Source organism: Streptomyces sp. 6N223, assembly GCF_052246635.1.
Classification (GTDB): Bacteria; Actinomycetota; Actinomycetes; order Streptomycetales; family Streptomycetaceae; genus Streptomyces.
This window is the reverse complement of the sequence record NZ_JBQQCA010000075.1, coordinates 1-21,399: the sequence shown is the minus strand read 5'-3', so window position 1 is coordinate 21,399 and position 21,399 is coordinate 1. Positions and strand designations below refer to the sequence as shown.

Below are 21,399 nucleotides of genomic sequence, written 5' to 3'. Positions count from 1 at the left end.
TGATCTTGAGCGATCTTTGGAGTGCGAGCGATGAGTCGAGCGACGAGTAACGACCCCAACGCCGTGGTGGTAGTCGGCGCCGGGCCCTGCGGCCTGGTGGTCGCGTGCGAGCTGCTGCGCCTGGGCGTGCCGACCCGGCTGCTGGAGGCCGACCCGGAGGCGGCCGCGGGCTCGCGGGCGATCCTGCTGTGGCCGCCGACGCTTGAGGTGCTGGGCGGGCTCGGCCTGCTCGACGAGGCGCTGGCGGGCGGGGTGCGGCCGTCGGCCCTCGCGTACCACATGGGGGACGGCAAGACGATGCGCGTGGTGCTGGGGGAGGTGAACGAGCCGCTGGTGCTGCCTCAGCAGGAGACGACGCGGCTGCTGCTGGGCGCGTTGGAGAAGCTGGGTGGCCGGGTGGAGTACGGGGTGCGGGTCACCGACGTCACGACCGAGGGGACCGGGGGGACCGGGGGGACCGGGGGGACCGAGACAGGCGTCACGCTCCACACCGAGGGCCCGGACGGCGCCACCGGCACCCTCACCACGCCGTGGCTGATCGGCGCGGACGGGGTCGGCAGCACGGTGCGGCAGCGGCTGGGCATCCCGTTCGAGGGCGGGAGCGTGCCGATGGCGTTCGTGCTGGCCGAGGGCGAGGTGTCAGGGGAGTACCCGCGGGACGAGGTGCAGTACTTCATCGGCGCCCGCGGCGTCCTCCTGCTCTCCCCGCTGCCGGGCGGCCTGGTCCGCATCTCCGGGCCGATCGCGCCGGACACGCCGATGACGCGCGAGGCGGTGCAGCGGCTGCTGGACGAGCGCGGCCCGGGCGGGCTGCGTTTCGTCTCCGCCACCTCCATCAGCACCTTCACCAGCCAGGAGCGGATCGCGCGGACCCTGCGCTCGGGCCGGGCGTTCCTCGTCGGCGACGCCGCTCACGTCCACTCGGTCGTCGGCGGGCAGGGGCTCAACCTCGGCATCCAGGACGGCCGCAACCTGGCGTGGAAGCTCGCCGGCGTGATCAACGGCACGCTCGCCCCGGCCGTGCTCGACAGCTACGTCGCCGAGCGGAGAGCCGTCGCCGAGCAGGTCGTCCAGACGACCGGCCGCATGATCCGGCAGGCCGCGGCCGGGCCCGTCGCCTCGCGGGTGCGCAACGGCGTATGGGCCCTGATGCAGGCCACCGGCGTGCTGCGCCGCTGGTACGCCCCCATGCTGGCGGGGCGGCTGACCCGCTACCCGGACGTGCTCTTCGGAGCCCCGGCCCCCAAGGCGCCCCGCGGCCTCCCGGCCCCCGGGACCCGCACCCCCGCCTGGGTCCCGCCACCCGGACCCGACCAGCCCGGCTTCCGCCTCCTCACCCTCGGCCCCACCGACGGCGGCCCCCTGACCGCGCCCGCCGGGGCCCTCGCCGCCCGCTACCCGGAGGCGGTCACCCACGACCACCTCACGCACCGCACCACGGCCTGGCTGCTGCTCCGCCCGGACGGCTTCGTCGCCGCGTCCGGGAAGAACGCCGCGCGGCTGGCCGAGGCGGAGTCCCTCATCGCCCGGGTCGTCCCCGGGTAACTAGACGCTCCAACAGGCACCGACCAGACCGACCACCGGGCCACCGGGCCACCGACCGGGCGCGCCAGGCGCGACAGCTCACGGGGCGCAGGACGGGCACAGCCCCCGGTAGGTGACCTCGACCTCGGAGACCGTGAAGCCGAAGCGCTCCTCCAGCGGCAGGTCGGCCAGCGGGTCGCCGGCCGGGTGGACGTCGCGGATGGTGCCGCAGCCGGCGCACACCAGGTGGTGGTGGGGGCGGTGGGCGTTGGGGTCGTAGCGCTTGGCGCGCCCGTCGGTGGAGACCTCTATGACCTCGCCGAGCGAGACCAGCTCGCCCAGGGTGTTGTAGACGGTGGCGCGGGAGATCTCGGGCAGCTGCCGCGCCGCGCGGGCGTGCACCTCGTCGGCCGTGAGATGCACGTGCTCGCCGTCGAGGACCTCCGCAACGACACGTCGCTGCGAGGTCATCCGCCAGCCGCGCGCTCGCAGTCGTTCCAGCAGGTCACTCATGTTGATTCGCCCATTCAGGTTTCCGGCGTGATGGCCGAAATTTACCAGTGGTTGTCGGGGTTTGCGTGTCCGAGTTTCGATTGTATATGTGTTTAGTGTGCCTCTTGACTTAGACTCTGTCCATTGTAGGATCGGTTCCGGTGATCGCCAAGAGAACAGCAAGACTCCGGTACGGGCCGGTCCATCACGCCGCCCGCACGTTGAGCTGAGCGCCCTGATCCGCCTAGGCCGGAAGGAATCCAATGTCCGAGAATCATGACGCAATCGTCGTAGACGCGAAGACCGAGGGCGGAGGTGGCTGCCCGGTCGCACACGGGCGCGCCCCGCATCCGACGCAGGGCGGCGGAAACCGCCAGTGGTGGCCCGAGCGGCTCAACCTCAGGATCCTCGCCAAGAACCCCGCCGTGGCCAACCCCCTCGGCGAGGAGTTCGACTACGCCGAGGCGTTCGCGTCCCTCGACCTCCCCGCGGTGAAGCGGGACATCGCGGTGGTGCTGACCACCTCGCAGGACTGGTGGCCGGCCGACTTCGCGCACTACGGCCCCCTGATCATCCGGATGGCCTGGCACAGCGCGGGCACCTACCGGATCAGCGACGGCCGCGGCGGCGCCGGGGCCGGCCAGCAGCGCTTCGCCCCCCTCAACAGCTGGCCGGACAACGCCAACCTCGACAAGGCCCGCCGCCTGCTGTGGCCGGTCAAGAAGAAGTACGGCCAGAGCCTGTCCTGGGCCGACCTGATGATCCTCGCCGGCAACGTCGCCCTGGAGTCCATGGGCTTCGAGACCTTCGGCTTCGCCGGCGGACGCGAGGACGTCTGGGAGCCCGAGGAGGACGTCTACTGGGGCCCGGAGACCACCTGGCTCGGCGACGAGCGCTACTCCGGCGACCGCGAGCTGGAAAACCCCCTCGGCGCGGTCCAGATGGGCCTCATCTACGTCAACCCTGAGGGCCCGAACGGCAACCCGGACCCGGTCGCCTCCGCGCGCGACATCCGCGAGACCTTCCGCCGGATGGCGATGAACGACGAGGAGACCGTCGCCCTGATCGCGGGCGGCCACACCTTCGGCAAGACCCACGGCGCGGGCCCGGCGGAGAACGTCGGCCCCGACCCCGAGGCCGCCTCGCTGGAGGAGCAGGGCCTGGGCTGGAAGAACGCCTTCGGTACGGGCAAGGGCGGCGACACGATCACCAGCGGCCTCGAGGTCACGTGGACGCCCACCCCGACGACCTGGGACAACAGCTTCTTCGAGACGCTCTTCGGCTACGAGTGGGAGCTGTTCAAGAGCCCCGCCGGCGCGCACCAGTGGCGGCCGAAGAACGGCGCCGGGGCGGGCACCGTGCCCGACGCCCACGACCCGTCGAGGAGCCACGCCCCGACGATGCTGACGACCGACCTCGCGCTCCGGTTCGACCCGGTGTACGAGCAGATCTCGCGGCGTTTCCTGGAGAACCCCGAGGAGTTCGCGGACGCCTTCGCCCGCGCGTGGTTCAAGCTGACCCACCGCGACATGGGCCCCGTCGTGCGCTACCTCGGCCCCGAGGTCCCGGACGAGACGCTGCCGTGGCAGGACCCGCTCCCGGAGCGGACGTACGAGCTCGTCGATGCCGACGACATCGCCGCCCTCAAGGTCCAGATCCTCACCTCGGACCTGTCGGTGTCCGAGCTCATCTCCGCCGCGTGGGCCTCGGCCTCGTCCTTCCGCGGCAGCGACAAGCGCGGCGGCGCCAACGGCGCGCGCGTCCGCCTGGAGCCGCAGCGCGACTGGGAGGTCAACGACCCCGACCAGCTCGCGACGGTGCTGGAGACCCTGGAGAGCATCCAGAAGTCCTTCAACGCCGCCCAGACGGGCGGCAAGCAGGTCTCGCTCGCCGACCTGATCGTGCTCGCCGGCTGCGCGGCCGTCGAGCAGGCCGCCAGGAACGCCGGCGTCGAGGTCACGGTCCCCTTCACGCCGGGCCGCGTGGACGCCTCGCAGGAGCAGACGGACGCGGAGTCGTTCGCGGCGCTGGAGCCGACCGCCGACGGGTTCCGCAACTACCTCGGGAAGGGCAACAGGCTGCCGGCCGAGTACCTGCTGATCGACCGGGCGAACCTGCTGACCCTGAGCGCCCCCGAGATGACCGTCCTCGTCGGCGGCCTCCGCGTCCTGGGCGCGAACCACCGGCAGTCGTCGCACGGCGTCCTCACCGCCACTCCCGGGGCGCTGACCAACGACTTCTTCGTCAACCTGCTCGACCTGGGCACGACGTGGGGTGCGGCGTCCGGGGACGCGACCACGTTCGAGGGCCGCGACGCCGCCACGGGCGAGGTGAAGTGGACCGGCACCCGTGCCGACCTCGTCTTCGGCTCGAACTCCGAACTGCGCGCGCTCGCGGAGGTCTACGCGAGCGATGACGCGAGGGAGAAGTTCGTGCACGACTTCGTCGCGGCGTGGGACAAGGTCATGAACCTCGACCGGTTCGACCTGGTCTGACCAGCTCCGCTCAGCTCCGACCAGCTCCGACCACGACGTGCGGGCCGGCCCTCCCGGGGGCCGGCCCGTACGCGTGCCGTGGAAGGTTTTGACGTCCGCCACGCCCCAGGAATCGAACTAATTTTCTATTATGGGGCCATGGCGAACCCCGGCTTCCCTCCCGACCTCGTCCGCGACCAGCAGGCCTGGCACGGCACCTACAAGGCGCTGGCCTCGGCACAGCCCGGCGCCAGCACCACGGTGCTGCGCCGCCGCCTGCTGTGGCTGTCGCGCCGCATCGCCTCCCACCCCCACTGGGCCGACAACCGCTCCACCGCGTCCTGGGCACAGCTGCGCCGCGAGGCGCACGAAGCCGACGACACGTGACGCCGGCGACGCACGTGTGCCGGGCCTCCCACGGCGGGGAGGCCCGCCACCACGATCGCTCCGTCTCGTCAGTGAGAGGCATTCGAGGAAGGAGTCCTCGCGCCGGGGTTCCGTTACGCCGCGGCGCGGCCGCCGGCGCGGCGGCGGGCGATGAGGAGAGCGGCGCCGCCAGCGGCGAGCAGGCCGAGGCCGCCGGCGATCAGGGCCGGCGTCGTGGAGCTGCCGCCGGTGTTGGCCAGGTCGGGCTCGTTCGCCTCGCCGCCCGTCTGGGTGCTGGGGCCTTCCCCGCCGTCAGACCCGGAAGAGCCGGCAGCCTCGTCGGCGCCGTCCGAGCCGTCGCCGTCCGATCCGGAGGCGCCGTCGTCGCTGTCGCCGGCATCCCCGTCGTCGCCGCCGTCCCCGTCGTCGCCGCTGTCCCCGCTGTCCCCGTCGTCGCCGCTGTCGCCGCCGTCGTCGCCGCCGCCGGACGAGCCGTCATCCGAACCGCCCCCGGCGTTGGGGTCGTCGCTGAGCTCGATGCTGGAGATGTGGACCTCGCCGAAGTTGCCTTCGTCGCACGGGCTGGAGTTCTCGCAGTTGGCCTGCGTGTACGCCCCGGCCTTGAAGTAGTTGCCGTCGCCCTCGGCTTCGATCGTGGTCTGCAGCTCCCCGTTGTAGTAGGCGTCGACCACCCCGTCGTGGGCGACGAACTTGGCCTCGAACTCGGTGCCCAGCTCGTAGTTGTCGGTCACGAGGTGGTGGTTGCTGTCATCGCCGTTGGTGATGTAGAGGCTGCTGCCCTCCAGGCGGAAGACCGTGAGGTCGTCATCCCCGCCGTGGACCTGGGCGCTGACGACGTGCGGCTTGTCGTTGGGCAGGGCGACGATCGCCTCGCGCACCACCATGACGTGGGTGCCATCATCGGCCGACCACGCCGCCTCTTCCGCGCCCTCGGTCATCTCACGCAGCTCGGCGCGCGGGTAGTCGGAGCCCTCCGTCGTCACGCCGTTGACGGGAGACCGGAATATGACCGCGGAGCAGTCCTCGTTGACCTGGAACCAGGGCTCGGCCGAGTAGGTGGCGAGCTCGGGCTGGTCGATGTCGTCGGGGTTCTCGTCCTCGCCGGTGGGCACGGTCATCCGCCAGCTGCTGAGGTCCAGGACATCGGCCGGGTACTGGCACTGGGCGCCCTGGGCCTCCCGGGCGGTGGGGGTGTCGGCCTGCGCGGGGAGTGCGAGGGCGCCAGCCGAGGCGGCAGCGGTGATGCTCGCGAGGGCGATGATGCGCCTGCGTGTCATGGGGAGTTCCTTCTTGGTATGGAGGACTGTTCGGGGACACGGCGACGCTCGGATCAGCACAGGACCCTGCTCGAACGAGTCGCCGTGGGCACCGGCCACGCTGGACCCCGGTGCCAGGCCGGGGTGTTGGCCACACCGGCCTGCGGGGGCGGCCCGGAACGTGTTTCCGCCCCGCCGTTCCGGCCAACGACACCCTAGGCATCGGTTTCGGGACCCCTACCGAGAACGCCGGTGTACCCCGGCGGACCCGGCGGCGCACCGCCCAAACCCCAATCCACCCTTTCCTGAATTCAGGAAGCGCTGTACTCTCGTTGGGTGCTGACCGTTGCCCCCGACATCGACGTGCTGGCCCGCTTCGGCCGCGCGCTCGCCGACCCGATCCGCTGCCAGATCCTGCTCGCCCTGCGCCAGGCCCCGGCCTACCCCGCCGACCTCGCCGACGCGCTGGGGATCTCCCGCACCCGCCTGTCGAACCATCTCGCGTGCCTGCGGGACTGCGGCCTGGTCGTCACCGTCCCCGACGGGCGGCGCACCCGCTACGAGCTCGCCGACCAACGCCTCGGCCACGCCCTGGACGACCTGCGCGCCGCGGTCGTGGCGGTGGAGGCGGACAAGACCTGCCCCGACACCGCGACGAGGGAATGCTGCTGACCATGGTCTCCGCCGCCTCGCTCTCCTCCTCCACCGAGCTCGCCCCGACCCGCCGGGAGGCGCTCACGCGCCGCATACAGCTGCTGGTCGCCGCGACCATCACCTACAACGCCGTCGAGGCCGTCGCCGCCCTCACCGCCGGCGCCCTCGCCTCGTCCACCGCGCTGATCGGCTTCGGCCTGGACTCCGTCGTCGAGGTCTCCTCCGCGGCCGCCGTGGCCTGGCAGTTCTCCGCCCGCGACCACGCCGTCCGCGAAGCCCGGGAACGCACCGCGCTGCGGATCATCGCCGTCTCCTTCTTCGCGCTCGCCGCGTACGTCACCCTCGACGCCGTCCGCGCGCTGGGCGGCGCGGGTGAGGCGGACCGCTCGATCCCGGGCATCGTGCTCGCCGCCCTGTCCCTGGCCGTGATGCCGTTCCTGTCCGCCGCCCAGCGCAGGGCCGGACGCGAGCTCGGCTCCGCCTCCGCCGTCGCCGACTCCAGGCAGACCCTGCTGTGCACCTATCTGTCGGCCGTGCTCCTCGCCGGCCTGGTGCTCAACGCCACCCTCGGCTGGTCCTGGGCCGACCCCCTCGCCGCGCTCGTCATCGCCGCGATCGCCGTGAAGGAAGGCCGCGACGCCTGGCGCGGCGAGGGCTGCTGCGCCGTCGCCGTCCCGGCCGCCGCCACGGCGGTGACGCCGTCCGCCGGCACCGAGACCGACGCGTGCGGCTGCCGGCCCGGGTGCTCCTGCTGCACGTGAGCGTGTCCCGCGGATCACAGCCAGTCGCGGCGTTTGAAGACCACGTACAGCGTGAGGCACACCACGGCCATCAGCGCGAGCGCGTAGGGGTAGCCCATCAGCCAGCCCAGCTCGGGCATGTGGTCGAAGTTCATGCCGTAGATCGTGCCGACCAGCGTCGGGGCGAAGAGGATCGCCGCCCAGGCGGAGATCTTCTTGATCTCCTCGTTCTGCGCGTGTCCGGCTTCGGCGAGCGCCTTCATCTCCTCGTTCTGCCGCTGGCCGACGAGGGTGGCGTTCACCGCCAGGATGTCCTGCAACGCCTGGCGGAAGGCGTCCACGCGCTCGGTGACGTGCGTGGCGTGGTCGGCCACGTCCCGCAGGTAGCGGCGCAGTTCCTCGTCGATGCCGTACTTCTCGAAGCCCGCCGACAGCCCGTCGAGGATCTTCGACAGCGGGCGGGTCGCCCGCTGGAACTCGACCACCTCGCGGGAGAGCTCGTAGATGCGGCGCGAGACCCCGGGGGCGTTGCCGAAGACCTCGGTCTCGATCTCGTCGATGTCGTTCTCGACGCCGTCCACGACGGGCGCGTAGCCGTCGACGACGGCGTCGAGGATGGCGTACAGGACGGCCTCGGGGCCGCGCTTGAGCAGCTCGGGGCTGTCCTCCGTGCGGCGGCGCACCGCCGCGAGGTCGGGGGCGGCGCCGTGGCGGACGGTGATGACGAAGTCGTGCCCGACGAAGATGTGCAGCTCGCCGAAGTCGACCACCTCCGCGGCGTCGAGGTAGCGGGCGGCGCGCAGCACCACGAACAGCGTCTCGCCGTAGCGCTCCAGCTTGGGCCGCTGGTGTGCCTCCAGCGCGTCCTCGATGGCGAGGGGGTGGAGGTCGAACTCGCCGGCCAGCGAGTGCAGCTCGACCGGGTCCGGCCGGTACAGGCCGATCCAGGCCATGCCGCCGGGCTTGGCGCGCAGCTGCCGGAAGGTGTCGGCCAGCGAGTCCGGGGTGCTGGTGCGCCGGCCGTCTTCGTAGAGCGCGGCGGTGATCACGCTGCTCTCGTGGGCCGCGGACTGCTCGGCGGCCGGGCCGTCGCCGCCGGGGCGGGGCGCGGCGGGGCGCTTGACGGGCTTCTTGAAGGGGCGCAGGGCACGCCGACGACGCTCGGACACGACGCGGTCCTTCCGTGGCGGTCTGGACGGCTGGACAGGACGTTGAAGGGGGGTGGCACGCCGCTGAGGCCGCCCCCCCCCGATCCCATCCGCTCCCATCCGGCTAGGTCCCGGTCCGGGCGGCGCCCCGCGGCGCGCGACTGGGAGGTTCACCGCTCATCGCGGTCTCACCACCTCTCGCTGCGCACGCCAGGGCACCGGCCATGGTACGTCCGGCCGACGTCGCGGGTGAGGTCGAGACCGAGGACGCGGTCGAGATGGGCGAAGGTCTCGAACCTGGAGCCGGCGGGCACGGCGGTGTCGCGCTCCAGGCGGTGCAGGGCGTCGAGGACGGCGGGGATCGCGAGGTTCTCGGTGAGCGCGGTGAGGGCCTGGCCGAGGATCTCGGCGCACATGGGCTTGGAGGGCGCTTCGGCCCAGTCGGCCACCTGCCGCCGCCAGCGGGTGAGGGTGTCCTGGGCCCGGGCGAGTACGCCGGGGCCGGGACCGGGACCGAGGTCGATGGCGTGGTCGTGGGCGCGGGTGAGCAGCGCGAGGCGCAGCGCGAGCGGCTCGGCGCGCTCGGGCGCATGGCGGGGGTGGGTCGTGGCGACGTCGACGCGGATCCCCCGCGTGGGGGCGGCGGCGGCCGGGGCGATGAGGTCGATGTCGGTGTGCCGCGCGAGGTCGGGCGAGCCCGGCGCGGCGGGCGGGTGGATGCCGAGGTCGGCGGCGCGGGCGAGGAGGGCGTCGCCGGGCTCGCCTGTGACGCCGATGAGCGCTTGGCCGCCGTAGAGCTCGGCGGTGCGGAACAGGAGGTCGGCGACCAGCAGCGTCCGCAGGTCGGGCAGGTGCGGGTGCCGTGCGTTGCCGGGGCGGGCCAGGTGGGCGCGGACGCGGAGAGGGTGGCGGTAGCCGGGTTCGATCACGGCGGGGCGCCCGGTGCGGCTGTCGGTCAGGCGCAGCGTGACGCCGGCGGCGCCGCGGGCGGGGTCGACCGGCTCCACGTGCAGACCGCCTGCCCCTGGGCTGATGCCGGGTGCGTCGTCGGCCATGGTGACCAGCATAGGTACTGCCGCCTGTCCGACGGCGGCACCCGCATGGCGCACGCCGGGGCCGGGGTGGGCTGGGCAGAGGGGCGGCCGTGGGCGCACACTGATGGGGCTCACCGCGAGCTGCCGCTGACGAGGTAGGTGCCATGCCCATAGATCCCGTACAGCAGGTCGGCGGCGCCGGTTCGTCTGCCGGGGGTGAGGGCCGATGAGGAAGTGGCAGCGGGCGGGCGCCGCGCGGGAGGCGCGGGCGGTGCAGGATCAGCGGGCGCGGCGCGACGCGCTGCACCTGCTGGCGGACGGGCTGTGCGCGGTCTGCCGGGAGCGGGACGACGCGGCGCGGCGCTGGCTGGGGTCCTTCACCAACGAGAGCAACGCCGATCCCGGGGTGCGGGCGCGGGTGCGGGCGGCGGGCGGGTTCTGTCCGGCGCATACGCGGCGGCTGCTGGAGGACACGGCGGCGACCTGGCTGCTGCCCCGGGTCCACGCCGAGGCGCTGGCCGGGTGCCGGGCGCTGCTCGCGGCGGGCGGCGGGGAGGCTGCGCTGGGCCCGTGCCCGGCGTGCGAAGCGGGCGATGCCGCCGAGGAGCGCGCGCTGGAGGGCGTGCTGCGCGGGCTGGGCGAGCCGGAGGTGCGCGACTCCGTGCGGGGCGGGGCGGTGTGCCTGCCGCACACCGCGGCCCTGGCCGGCCGGTCCGCGCCCCAGGACGGCGCGGCGCTGGTCGAGGCCGCGTCGGCGCGCCTGGCCGGGGAGACCGGAACGGGAACGGCGTGGCTGGCGGGCCCGGACGCGGACGTGCCGGTGCGCGCCCGCCATCAGCAGGGGCTGGAGGCGCTGCTGGCGGCCGAGGAGTCCGCCCAGCGGGTCGCGGTGGCCGAGCGGTGGGAGGCCGACGTGCGGCGGGCGTGCTGCCCGTTGTGCCTGGCCGGGCACCGCGCCGCCCGGCGCCTGCTGCGGTGGGCGGCGACCACCACGGGCGCCGGGCACCCCACCAGGGAGGAGACCGCCCTGTGTCCGCGTCACCTGCACGACCTCGACAGCGTGGGCGGGCCGAAGGTGCCCGCGCTGCTGGCGGACAACGCCGAGGCCTGGCGCGACCGGCTCGCCCGCTTCTCCCGGCAGGCGGCCACGGGGCGCGCGGGGTGGCGCGCCGCCGCCGAGCGGCTGCCGGCCGAGGGGCGTTGCCGGGCGTGCGAGGAGGAGCGCACCGCGAGCGGGCGGCAGGCGGCGTTGCTGGTGGCCGCGCTGTCCGATCCGGTGCGCGTGCGCGCGTACGAGCGGGCGCACGGCATCTGCCTGCGCCACGCCCTGGCCTGGGACGGGCCGCTGCCGGAGCCGGTGGCCGGTGTGCTGGCGGCGCGGCTGGCGTGGCTGGAGTGGGAGGTGACCGAGGCGCTGCGCAAGCAGGACTGGCACACCCGGCACGAGGCCAAGGGCGCGGAGATGGCCGTCGGACGGCGCGCGCCGACGCTGCTGGACGGCCGGGTCTACGCCGGGCTGCCCGCCCCGCTCGGCTCCCGGGGCGGCCATGGCGGCGGCGTCGATGAGGACGTCGATGCCGCCATGGATGAAGACGTCCATGACGCCATGGATGCCATCGACGGGGACATGGACGGGGACACGGACGACAGCAGTGACGGGGACGGCGAGGAGACGGCAAGGAGGCCGCGATGGAGTTCGGCGCGTTCGACGTGATCGTGGAGATCCCCCAGGGGTGCCGCAACAAGTACGAGATGGACCACGCCGCCGGGCGGATCCGCCTGGACCGGATGCTGTTCACCGCCACCCGGTACCCGGCCGACTACGGCTACATCGAGGGCACCCTCGGCCGCGACGGCGACCCCCTGGACGCCCTGGTGCTGACCGGCGACCCGACCTTCCCCGGCTGCACGATCGCGTGCCGGGCGGTGGGCATGTTCTTCATGAGGGACGAGAAGGGCCCGGACGAGAAGGTGCTGTGCGTGCCCGCCCACGACGCCCGTTACGCCGCCGTGCGGGACATCGAGGACATCTCCACGTTCGACCGGCTGGAGATCACCCACTTCTTCCAGGTCTACAAGGACCTGGAGCCCGGCAAGTCCGTCGAGGGCTCCCACTGGGAGGGCCGCGAGGAGGCGTACGCCGAGATCGACGCCTCCCGCAGGCGCGCCACCAGCCCTCAGCCGGAGGCCGACCGCGCCTGAGGCCGCCCGTGCCCGCGGGACCCTCAAGGATCGCGGAACCCGGTGGGCAGGGGTGCCGAGGCCGGCGGTGCACAGTGGCGAGGGTCCGCGACGACCTGGCCCGCGGCAGCGCCGAGAGGGGTAGACAGATGGCGATCCGGCAGGCGCCCGCATCGGTCACCCAGGGAGTGGCCGCGGAGCCGCGCCCGCGCGCCGCGCACGTCGCGGCCCCTTCCCCGGCTCTGCCCCCGGCCCTGCCCCCGGCCCTGCCCCCGACGTACGCCGCGGCGGTCGGCCGCTACCTCCCGGCCGCCGGCATCGCGAAGTCCTCCGCGTGGATCCACCGGATCTCGCTCACCACCTGGGGGTGGATGTTCACCGGCCACCCCGCGCCCATCGGACCCGCCCGCCGCGCGGCGACACCCCCGCCGTTCCCGCTGACCGCGCTCGGCGCGCCGGGCCTGGCGCCCGTCCTCGCCGAACTCGCCGCCACCCGGGCGGAGGCCCTGGACGTCGACACCGTCAAGCGCGAACTGTCCATCGCCCGCAAGGCGATCGCCTGGTGGCACGCCCAGGGCTGGCTCACCTTCGACCCCACCGTCGGGATCGAACGCCGCCCGCCGCCCCGCGACCCCACCAGACCCCTGAACGAAACCCAGCTCCAGGCCGTGTGGCGACTGAACGCCCCGCTGCGGGAGAAGACGCTCTGGACGCTCCTCCACGAAAGCGGGACGCGGGCCGACGAGGTGCTGTGCCTGAACGTGGAGTACCTGAACACCGCGCAACGGTCCGGGGTGATCGTCGCCGCGGGCGGCGCGCTCAAGCACATTCGCTGGGGGTCCGGCACCGCCGAGCTGCTGCCCCAGCTCGTCGCCGGCCGCCCCAGGGGGCCGCTGTTCCTCTCCGACCGCCAGGCGCCCGAGAGGACCCCGGAGCAGGACCGGTGCCCGATCACCGGGAGGGCCCGGCTGTCCTACCGGCGCGCGGAGGAGCTCTTCGAGAAGCGCACCCGGCTGCTCGCCAACCCCCTCGCCCGCCCCCAGGACATCGACGCCCTGGAGGGATGGCGGCCACTGCACCGGCTCCGCCCGAGCACGTTCAGCCCGTTCGGTCCCTGAGACGGCCGCCGACGCCGTTTGCCCCTGCCCGCAGGGCGTCCCCCATGCCGCGCTCTAGCGGGCCGTCATGCTGGGCGCCCGGAAGCGTTCGGCGTGTTCGGCCACCCACTGGGCGAACGTGCGCGCCGGGCGGCCGGTCACCCGCTCGACGGTGTCGACGACGGTCTTGCCGGCGTCGCCGGGATCGGCGTACCAGCCGATGACGTACTCGGCGTCCGCCCGGGACACGCCGGTGGCCACCAGCCTGTCGACGGCCTGCTCGTGCGTGATCGGGACGAAGGAGATGTCGCGGTGGATGGCCCGGGACAGGATCGCGAGCCGTTCGCGCGTGGTCAGCGCCTCGGGCCCGGTGATGTTGTAGGCATGCCCCGCGTGGCCGTCGTCGAGCAGCGCGATCGCGGCCGCCTCCCCGATGTCGGCTTCGTGGACCAGCGCGCTGGGGAAGTCGTACGGCTCGCGCACGACGCCCTCGGTCCGGATCGAGTCGATCCAGGTCAGCGTGTTGGACATGAACTCCTGCGGTTCCAGGCGCGTCCACTCCACGCCCGAGTCCCCCACGGCCTGCTCGACCGGCCCCACCGAGCCGCCCCACACCACGGTCATGCGCCGCACGCCCGCGTCGACCGCCCGCCGCACCAGCTCGGGCCCGACCTCGGCGAGCCCCGCCGTCACCGTGATGTGCAACCGGCTGACGCCGTCGAGGGCGGCGGCGTCCAGCTTCTCCGGCAGCGTGTGCGTACCGGCCACCAGCTCCACCTCGGCCGGAAACGTCCCCGCGGCCGCGGCCGGATTCCGCGTCAGTGCCCGAACGCGCTCTCCCCGGCGTACCAGCTCCGCCACCACGTGGCGGCCGGTGTTCCCGGTGGCACCCGTAACAAGCGTTGTCACAGTCGGACCCCTCTCTCGCTGCCTCTCTCGTCCCTCTCTTCGCCGACGACGCTAAAACTTCAACGGCGCTTGAAGTCAAGGAGCCCGCCACGGAACCGAGTGTTCGCCCGTGGGCGTCCATGCTTCCGCATTGATCGTTGTCATCGACCGAAACGGGGGACGAGGCTCATGGGGGATGTGCGGGTCGCGAATTCCGAGCAGATGGAGGCGTTGGCCGATCTGCTGCACGCATCGGGCGACGGGGGCGCGTACGGCGCGCTGACCAGCATCGTCGCTCGTGCGAGCAGCTTAGGCGCCTCGGACGAGCTGGCGCGGCTGCAGCCGTTACTGACGTGGCTGACGGATGTGGCGGGCCAGCTGCGGGGACGGGCGGGGGTGCTGCGTCGCGGATCCTCGCCGGTGTTCGGCAGCGTCCAGCTGACCGGCGTCACCGCGCAGCTGCCGACGGCCCTGCCGCCGGCCAACAAGGAGGAGTACTTCCAGCAGCTCTGCCGGCAGCTGGGCATCGACTCCGCCGCCTGGGACACCAGCAAGGGGCTGTCCTACAACGACGACCGCATCGGCCGGGTGTACGAGTACTACGCCGACCTGTTCCTGCGGCACCCCGAGTTGCAGTGGGCGGGCATGGCGAAGCTGGCCGGTGGCCTGGTCTACGCGGGCATGCAGGACCTGCACGTGCTGCGCCGGCTCAACAGCGACGAGCGCCTGCGGTGGATCGCGGCAACCATGCCGGGCATGCCGCCCGGCATGGCGAACGCGCTGGCCAACGCCAGCGAGGAGGAGCTGGAGTACTACGAGGACACGTTCGTCGACATGCAGAAGCAGATCTTCGTGGACATGGGCTGGCAGCACGCCGCGTACGACCGCGGCGGGATCGCGGAGATGCGGCGCCTGGCCGCCGCGGGTCAGCTCTCCTCCGAGCAGCTCGCCGCGTGGGAGGACATCGCCTCGGGCGACCCGGAGCGGATCAAGGAGGGCAACGCGGCGCTGCTGCGGCGCGAGCAGGAGATCATCCTCCAGGACGACTACGACGCGATGCAGGACCGGCCGCTGGGCCAGGCGGTCACCTACATGCTGGGCGCCATCTCCGAGTCGCCGGTGCCGGGCGGCAAGCCCTTCCGCGATGTGGTGAACGACGTCGAGGTCGACCTCCCCGACGAGATCCGGATACCGGTGGGCCTCATGCCCGTCCCGGGCCTGCCGGGCCTGGGAGAGATCGAGATCGACACCCCTGACGGGATCGAGTTCGACTCCCCACTGCCGACGGGCAACATCGCGGACTTCGACACCCGCTGGCAGTGGATCTCGCAGGACATGCTGCCGCGCTACCAGTACCTGCTGGAGCACGACATGGAAGGGCTGCGCGACGAGGTCAGCCGCCCGCTGGACGAGCGCGCGTCGGACTACCGCCTCATCCCGCTGCCGTACGACCCGAACGACGGCGTCAACTGAGCGGGTGCCCGGGTGGCGGGGCGGCCCCCGCGGTGGGGCGGCCCTCGTGGAGCGCCAGGTGGGAGCCGGTGAAGCGGGCGCGCATGCGGCGGTCGTGGGTGACGACGACCAGCGCTCCCCGGTAGGACGCCAGCGCCTCCTCCAGCTCCTCGACGAGCGCGGGGGTGAGGTGGTTGGTGGGCTCGTCCAGCAGCATCAGGTCCACCGGCCGGCTCACCAGCCGCGCCACCTCGATGCGCCGCCGCTGGCCGTAGGACAGCTCCCCGATCCGCAGACGCAGGTCGGCCGGGCGGAACAGGCCCAGGGACAGCAGGGCGTCGCGGTGGTCGTCCGGTACGCCCGGGCGGCCCTGGGCGTACGCCTCGAGCAGGGTGAGGCGGGCGGGCCACGGCGTCTCCTCCTGGCGCAGGTAGCCGACCCGGCCATGGGTGGTGACCGCGCCGGAGCCGGGACGCAGCTCCCCCGCGAGCACGCGCATGAGGGTGGTCTTGCCCGCGCCGTTGGGGCCGGTGACCAGGAGCCGCTCGCCCGGCCGGATGCGCAGGTGCGGCAGGTGGAGACGCCGTTCCACGCGCACGCCGGAGAGCTCGGCCACGAACTCGGGCGCGGGGTGCACGGGGTGCGCGGGGTGCGCGGGGTCCGTGGGCTGCGCGGGCTGCGCGGCGTTGTGGACCTGGCCGGTGAAGCGCAGCGGGTCCGGCGGCGGGGCGACCGGGTTCCGGGTCAGCCGCTCGACCCGTTGTTTGGCGATGCGGATGCGGCTCATCGAGCCGTGGCCCCGGCTTCGGGCCCGGAAGGGGCCGGCGGCGAAGTTGGCCAGCGGCAGCTTGTGCGGGATGGCGCTCAGCCGTGCGGCGCTGGTCTCGACGAGCCGGTGGCTGCGTTCCAGCTCCGCGCGCCACTCCTCGTGTTCGCGCAGCATGCGCTGGCGTGCGGCGGCCTTGGCGGCGAGGTAGCCGTCGTAGCCGTCGCCGTACCTGGTCACCCTTCCGTGGTCGATCTCCAGGATCGTGGGCGTGATGTTCTCGAGGAACACCCGGTCGTGGGTGATGGCGACGACGGTGCCGCGGTGGCCGCGCAGGTGCTGTTCGAGCCACGCCACGGCCTGGTCGTCGAGGTCGTTGGTCGGTTCGTCGAGCAGGAGCAGCTCGGGCGCGGACGCCAGGGTCGCGGCGAGCGCCAGGCGGGACCGTTCGCCGCCCGACAGGGTGCCGAGGGGACGGCCGTGCTCAAGGCCCGGCAGGCCGAGCCCGTGCAGCGCGATCTCCACCCGGGCGTCGGCGTCGTAGCCGCCGCGCGCCTCGTACTGCTCGGTGAGCAGGGTGTAGGAGGCGAGCGCCGCGGGCGTGGTGAGGTCCTGCTCGGCCTCGCGCATGCGGGCTTCGAGGTCGCGCAGGTCGGCGAGTGCCTGGTCGATGGCGTCCCGGACCGTGGCCGACGGGGGGAGGTCCTGCGTCTGCGCCAGGTAGCCGACGCCCCCTGGCGCGACCACGGTCAGGTCGCCGTTGTCGGCCTGCTCATGCCCGGCGATGAGTTTGAGCAGCGTGGACTTGCCGGAGCCGTTGTCACCGACGACGCCGGCCTTCTCGCCCGGCTTGACGGTGAACGAGACCTGGTCGAGGACGACCCGCTCGTCGTAGCGCTTGGTGACGTGGTGGAGGGAGAGTTGTGCGGTGGGCATGGGGCGGTCCTGTTCCCGGCGGGCTGCCGATCGAGAGCGGGAAGGTCGATTGGCGAATCCGCGCACACGCCGCCCGAGCGAAGAATGAAACAGCGGAAAGGCGGCTGTACGCGGATGGTGCGGCGACGGCGGAGCTGAGCTCTACGCGGTCGCACGCCCGGCGATCACAGGAAAGAGATACCCATTGCCGGAGAGGCTAGCGATGCGCCGGGAGTCGGCACAACCGGTTTTCCGACTGACCCCGGGGAAGCGCCCAGTAGTGTTCTGAAAAAGCTTTTCATTACGCCGGAACGCCGGAACGCCTGGACGCCCGAACTGGCCGCCGTCAGACCACTTCTGACGGCTCCTCACCGACCGTACAAGGAGGCACCGCCGTGGCCGGTCTCCCCACGCCGAGCCGGTCCGTGCTGCGTGAGGCGTCCTTCCTGCGCCTGTGGGCGGGCGCCACCGCCTCCGGCCTGGCCACGTGGGCGATGCCCTTCATCCTCGGCCTGGCCGTGCTGGACGGGGCCATCACGCCGGCCGTCCTCGGTCTCGTCCTGGCCACCCGCACCGCCGGGTTCCTCGTCGCGGTGCCCGTCGGCGGCGTGCTCGCCGACCGCTACGCGCGCCGGGCCGTCGTGCTGTGGGCGGGCCTGGCCGCGGCCGTGGCGTCGCCCGTCCTCGCGGCGGGCCTGGGCGGGTCGGTGGTGGTGACGGCCGTCGCCGGGGCCGTCGTGGGCGCCGGGCAGGGCGCCTGCCGTCCGGCGTTCCAGGCGCTGACGGCCGAGGTCGTGGAGCCCGAGCTGCGCCAGCAGGCCAACGCCGCGATGACGCTGGCGGTGCGCGTCACCGCGCTGGCCGGGCCCGGCCTGGCCGCGGTGCTGGGCACCGTGCTGAACGCGCGGGCGCTGATGCTCGGGACGGGCCTGCTGTGGCTGTGCGCCGCGCTGGTCCCGCCGCGCGGGGAGCCGGCGCCCGCCGCCGCGACCGGCTCCGCCGCGGGCTTCGTGCGGGAGTTCACCGAGGGCGTTCGCGAAGCGCGCCGCCACCCGTGGTTCCTCGGCGGGCTGGCGGCGCTGACCGCCGTGGTCGCGACGGGATACTCGGCGACCGGCGTCGTGCTGCCCATGGTCAGCCGCGACCGCTACGGCACGGAGGCGGTGCTGGCCATCGCCACCACCGCGTACACGGCCGGCGCCCTGCTCGGCGCGCTGGTCATCGCGCGCTGGCGGCCCCGCTCCCAGGGCTGGGCGGCGCTCGCGGCCCTGGCCTGCTACGGCTTCGCGCCGCTGAGCCTGTGGCTGCCGGTGCCGGCCGCCCTCGTCGTCGCCGCCTACGTCGCGGCCGGGGCGGGGATCGAACTGTTCAACGTGCCCTGGTTCACCGCCACCCAGCGGGAGGTGGAGCCGCGGCTGCTGGCCCGGGTCTCCTCGCTCGACTTCATGGTCTCCTACGGCCTGGCCCCGGTCGGCCTGGCGCTGATCGCGCCCGCGATCGACGCCTTCGGCTCCGGACCGGTCCTCGCGTTCTGCACGTTCGCGTGCTTCCTCGCCCCGGCCGCCGCCGCGCTGGTGCCCACCGCCCGCCACTTCGGCCGCCCGCGGCCTGCTCGCGCGGGGACCGGCGACCGGGCACCGGGGAGGCCGGGTGGTGAGAGGGATGCCCGCAACCATTGACGAGGGCGGGGACGTCCGTGGTGACGGTCCCCGCCTCCGGGGCGGCGGGGGCGGCGGGGGCTGTCACGGCCGGGCGCGGGCCCGCGGCGTCGTCGCGTCTCGTCCTGGCGCGACGGGTAACCGGCGACGGGCACCGAAAACCCGCGCGGGCGCGCGCCGGGCCCTCTCGGCGTCGGTCAGCCGAGTTCTTCGCCGGGCACGGCCCACAGGCCCCTGGTGTCGGTGCCGACGAGGAGGGTGCCGTCGGCGGACAGAGCGAGGTCGGTGACGGCGACCCGGGGGTCACGCAGCGGCGGCACCGTGACCGGGACGGGCGGCTCTCCGGGTCGGTCCAGGTCCCACAGGCCCAGGCTCGGGCCCAGGTCCAGGTCGCCGCGGGAGCCGGTCTCCGCCACGGCGACGAGCCGCCCGTTGAGGGCGCCGACCGTGACCTGGCCGCGGGCGCCCGGCAGTTCGGCCGTGACCGTCAGCGAGGGCAGCGCGTACACGGCCGGGGAGTGGCCGGTCACCGCGAGGAGCCGCCTGCCCGCCACCGTGGCGGTGGCGAAGGCGTCGCCGCCGGCCAGCTCCACGGAGCAGCACCGCTCGCCCCCGGGGAGCCGGTGGACGCGCGCCACGCGCGTCGCCTCCTCGTGATACAGCTCCGGGTCGTCGTAGTCGTCCTTGAGGCGCCAGTCCTGGCCGGTCACGACGAGCAGGTCGTCCACGGTGCGGATCCGCGCCTCGTGGGGGGAGTCCACGCGGTGTGCCTCGCCGCGCCAGGGCAGGCGCCGGCCGGTGCGGAGATCGACGGCCTGCCACCCGGCCATGCCTGCCGTGGTCTCGCCGTACGCGACGAGGACGCTTCGGCCGCCGGCCGTGAGGGCGGCGGCGGCCATCACGGAGCTGAACGCGAGCCCGCCGGCCGTCTCGGCCAGCAGGGTTCCCCGGCGGGGGTCCCAGAGGCGCACGCGATCGGTGGCCGCCTCGACGGCGACCAGGCCGTCGGGCGTCTCGGGCGTCTCGGGCGTCTCGGGCGTCTCGGCCAGGCAGCCGTTGGCGGACGGCCAGTCGCTCAGGCCGATCCGCGGGCCGGCGGCGGAGAGGGTGCGGGTGTCGAACAGCCGCATGGCCGCCCCCGGTCCCTCGCGGTCCGCGACGACGAGGGCGAACCGTCCCGAGGAGTCCAGCGACAGCCGGTCGACGAACCCGCCATCGCCGTCACCGTCACCGGCCCACAGGTGTCCCGCCACGCGGGCATCGTAGGCATCGTGGGCACCGGCCGCGTCGGCAGGACGGTCGCGGCTGGTGGGTTCCGCGACCGTCCTTACCGGGTCAGGAGGTGGTGTTCCAGGCGTGGTGGAGCCGGTCGACCCCGCTGGTGTTGCGCACGGTCAGCGACAGGTCGGTGCCGCTGCCGCTGAGGGCGAAGAGGGAGTACCAGTCGTAGTCGGGCCTTTCGGTGTGCTTGCCGCCGAGGCCGGGCCAGTAGACCGCGCCCATGCTCTGGTCACGGACGACGTCGGTGGTGGCGCGGATGTACTGGACGAAGTTGTCACTGCTGGCGCCGTCGTTGTAGTTCCGGCCGTCGTCCATCGGGGCGCCGAACTCGTCCAGGATCGTGCGCGAGCCGCAGTCACCGATCTGGGAGGTGAAGGCGTCGACCCACTGGTCGTAGTTCATCGAGCCGTAGAAGAAGGTGTAGATATGGATGGACAGGTAGGTCCCATCGAAGCGGCTGTCGCCGCACAGGGGCTTGACGTCCTGGTTGAAGCCGACGCCGCTGATGAAGACGCGCTCCGCGGGGACGGACGGGCGGTCGGCCATCCAGGTCGCGGCGACGTTGGCCCATTCCTCGCCGCTGTAGCCGTGGGGCTCGTTCATCGGCTCGAAGAAGACCTGGCTGTTGGACTCCCACTGGGTGGTGACGGCGTCCCACATGGCGTTGAAGGCATTCATGTCGACGACCCGGCCTCCCGAGGAGGCCCCGTCCTCCCAGTAGGACAGGATCACGTTGAAGCCGGCCTCCGTCGCGGCGTCGATGGCTCCGGCGTAGGCGTCACCCCACGGCGTGCCGGGCACGGAGTAGGTGTTGATCGGCAGCCGGACGGTGTTGGCGCCGATCGTGCTCTCGAACTGTTCGTAGATGACGGCTGCCTTGGCCTTGACGGTGTCGTAGTTGTCGGACTCGCTCAGTCCCTCGGGGACGACGGGGCCGTCGTTGAAGTTGTCGCCGGGCATCGCCCAGTTCACGCCCTTGAAATCGGTGGCGGCGAGGGGGGCGGGCTCCGCCTCGGTCGCCGAGGCGTATGACAGCCCGGCGAGTGGCACGGCGACGAGCGCGGACAGCGTGGCTGCCAGGACGCGGCGGCCACGGCGGTGGGCGCGGGTGGCACGGAGGAAGTGGAGCATGGTTCTCCTTTCGGATGTGTCACGCCGACGGCGCGGGCGCCTCGGCGTTTTGGGCTTCGTGCGGTGGCATGGCCGGCGGGCCGCGGGGCTGGGAGGTGCTGACGGCCCGCCGACCGGGCTCATGGGGCGGTGATCTGACCCGTCTCGGTGTCGATGGTGACCTCCTCGGCCCAGCTCATCGACATCGTGCGGCTGTCGGGGAAGGTCAGCGGCAGCCAGACGTACCGGGATTCGTTGACCGGCCCGTCCCAGGCGCCCGCCCAGCGGTCGCCCATGTACAGGTAGGCGGTCTCGTCGGTGCCCTGGATCGGCAGGACCCAG

The 21,399-nt window shown here is 73.3% G+C and carries 18 protein-coding genes and 1 pseudogene; 10 read left to right on the top strand and 9 right to left on the bottom strand.

What is annotated here, in order from left to right:
• Window positions 1–30: 30 nt before the first annotated feature.
• Window positions 31–1,545, top strand: a complete 1,515-nt coding sequence (locus ACTWQH_RS30180; protein ID WP_443289975.1) for an FAD-dependent monooxygenase — start codon at window positions 31–33, stop codon at window positions 1,543–1,545.
• A gap of 78 nt (window positions 1,546–1,623) precedes the next feature.
• On the opposite strand, the gene ACTWQH_RS30175 is transcribed toward ACTWQH_RS30180, so the two are convergent.
• Window positions 1,624–2,037 (bottom strand): Fur family transcriptional regulator, encoded by a 414-nt coding sequence (locus tag ACTWQH_RS30175; protein ID WP_443289974.1) that lies wholly within the window; start codon window positions 2,035–2,037, stop codon window positions 1,624–1,626.
• A 242-nt stretch (window positions 2,038–2,279) separates the two neighbouring features.
• Here ACTWQH_RS30175 and katG point away from each other — a divergent pair, with 242 nt between their 5' ends.
• Entirely contained in the window at window positions 2,280–4,511 is a 2,232-nt protein-coding gene (gene katG / locus ACTWQH_RS30170; protein ID WP_443289973.1) for a catalase/peroxidase HPI, read from the top strand.
• Between the two features lie 138 nt (window positions 4,512–4,649).
• Window positions 4,650–4,877: a hypothetical protein gene (locus tag ACTWQH_RS30165; protein ID WP_443289972.1), complete on the top strand. Its 228-nt coding sequence runs from the start codon at window positions 4,650–4,652 to the stop codon at window positions 4,875–4,877.
• Window positions 4,878–4,990: 113 nt separating this feature from the next.
• Here ACTWQH_RS30165 and ACTWQH_RS30160 read toward each other — a convergent pair whose 3' ends face one another.
• Complete coding sequence (locus ACTWQH_RS30160) at window positions 4,991–6,154, bottom strand: polysaccharide lyase family 7 protein (RefSeq protein WP_443289971.1); 1,164 nt, start codon at window positions 6,152–6,154, stop codon at window positions 4,991–4,993.
• Between the two features lie 315 nt (window positions 6,155–6,469).
• Between ACTWQH_RS30160 and ACTWQH_RS30155 the strand changes: the two genes are divergently transcribed.
• On the top strand, window positions 6,470–6,805 hold the full coding sequence (locus ACTWQH_RS30155) for an ArsR/SmtB family transcription factor (protein ID WP_443289970.1): 336 nt from the start codon (window positions 6,470–6,472) through the stop codon (window positions 6,803–6,805).
• Window positions 6,796–7,548 (top strand): cation transporter, encoded by a 753-nt coding sequence (locus ACTWQH_RS30150; RefSeq protein WP_443289969.1) that lies wholly within the window; start codon window positions 6,796–6,798, stop codon window positions 7,546–7,548. The genes ACTWQH_RS30155 and ACTWQH_RS30150 overlap by 10 nt, the downstream gene beginning before the upstream one ends.
• Window positions 7,549–7,562: 14 nt before the next feature.
• On the opposite strand, the gene ACTWQH_RS30145 is transcribed toward ACTWQH_RS30150, so the two are convergent.
• Together ACTWQH_RS30145 and ACTWQH_RS30140 are read right to left on the bottom strand one after the other, a co-directional pair.
• Window positions 7,563–8,696, bottom strand: a complete 1,134-nt coding sequence (locus ACTWQH_RS30145) for a magnesium and cobalt transport protein CorA (RefSeq protein WP_443289968.1) — start codon at window positions 8,694–8,696, stop codon at window positions 7,563–7,565.
• A gap of 167 nt (window positions 8,697–8,863) precedes the next feature.
• Window positions 8,864–9,730: a hypothetical protein gene (locus ACTWQH_RS30140; protein WP_443289967.1), complete on the bottom strand. Its 867-nt coding sequence runs from the start codon at window positions 9,728–9,730 to the stop codon at window positions 8,864–8,866.
• A 205-nt stretch (window positions 9,731–9,935) separates the two neighbouring features.
• Between ACTWQH_RS30140 and ACTWQH_RS30135 the strand changes: the two genes are divergently transcribed.
• The 3 genes from ACTWQH_RS30135 to ACTWQH_RS30125 all read left to right on the top strand — a co-directional run bounded on the left by ACTWQH_RS30135 (window position 9,936) and on the right by ACTWQH_RS30125 (window position 13,008).
• Entirely contained in the window at window positions 9,936–11,423 is a 1,488-nt protein-coding gene (locus tag ACTWQH_RS30135) for a hypothetical protein (RefSeq protein ID WP_443289966.1), read from the top strand.
• Window positions 11,399–11,911 carry an inorganic diphosphatase gene (locus tag ACTWQH_RS30130; RefSeq protein WP_443289965.1) on the top strand — a complete coding sequence of 171 codons (513 nt, stop codon included), beginning with the start codon at window positions 11,399–11,401 and terminating at the stop codon, window positions 11,909–11,911. Before ACTWQH_RS30135 ends, ACTWQH_RS30130 begins: the two co-directional genes overlap by 25 nt.
• A 128-nt stretch (window positions 11,912–12,039) precedes the next feature.
• A complete protein-coding gene (locus ACTWQH_RS30125) occupies window positions 12,040–13,008 on the top strand; it encodes a site-specific recombinase (protein WP_443289964.1) in 969 nt (322 codons plus the stop codon).
• A gap of 54 nt (window positions 13,009–13,062) precedes the next feature.
• On the opposite strand, the gene ACTWQH_RS30120 is transcribed toward ACTWQH_RS30125, so the two are convergent.
• Complete coding sequence (locus tag ACTWQH_RS30120; RefSeq protein WP_443289963.1) at window positions 13,063–13,896, bottom strand: NmrA family NAD(P)-binding protein; 834 nt, start codon at window positions 13,894–13,896, stop codon at window positions 13,063–13,065.
• Between the two features lie 168 nt (window positions 13,897–14,064).
• Here ACTWQH_RS30120 and ACTWQH_RS30115 point away from each other — a divergent pair, with 168 nt between their 5' ends.
• Window positions 14,065–15,348 carry a DUF2515 family protein gene (locus ACTWQH_RS30115; RefSeq protein WP_443289962.1) on the top strand — a complete coding sequence of 428 codons (1,284 nt, stop codon included), beginning with the start codon at window positions 14,065–14,067 and terminating at the stop codon, window positions 15,346–15,348.
• On the opposite strand, the gene ACTWQH_RS30110 is transcribed toward ACTWQH_RS30115, so the two are convergent.
• Window positions 15,341–17,029, bottom strand: a complete 1,689-nt coding sequence (locus ACTWQH_RS30110; protein ID WP_443289961.1) for a TlrC/CarA/OleB/SrmB family ABC-F type ribosomal protection protein — start codon at window positions 17,027–17,029, stop codon at window positions 15,341–15,343. The two genes, ACTWQH_RS30115 and ACTWQH_RS30110, sit on opposite strands and share 8 nt — an antisense overlap.
• A gap of 374 nt (window positions 17,030–17,403) precedes the next feature.
• Between ACTWQH_RS30110 and ACTWQH_RS30105 the strand changes: the two genes are divergently transcribed.
• Complete coding sequence (locus ACTWQH_RS30105) at window positions 17,404–18,687, top strand: MFS transporter (RefSeq protein ID WP_443289960.1); 1,284 nt, start codon at window positions 17,404–17,406, stop codon at window positions 18,685–18,687.
• Between the two features lie 176 nt (window positions 18,688–18,863).
• Here the strand turns inward: ACTWQH_RS30105 and ACTWQH_RS30100 are convergent, their stop codons facing one another.
• From ACTWQH_RS30100 to ACTWQH_RS30090, 3 genes and pseudogenes are all read right to left on the bottom strand, one after another.
• The gene (locus ACTWQH_RS30100; protein WP_443289959.1) at window positions 18,864–19,919 is read right to left on the bottom strand and encodes a hypothetical protein; all 1,056 of its coding nucleotides are present in this window, start codon (window positions 19,917–19,919) and stop codon (window positions 18,864–18,866) included.
• An 82-nt stretch (window positions 19,920–20,001) separates the two neighbouring features.
• The gene (locus ACTWQH_RS30095) at window positions 20,002–21,078 is read right to left on the bottom strand and encodes a cellulase family glycosylhydrolase (protein WP_443289958.1); all 1,077 of its coding nucleotides are present in this window, start codon (window positions 21,076–21,078) and stop codon (window positions 20,002–20,004) included.
• Between the two features lie 119 nt (window positions 21,079–21,197).
• Window positions 21,198–21,399 (bottom strand): annotated as a pseudogene (locus ACTWQH_RS30090) (beta-xylosidase); the annotation flags it as partial.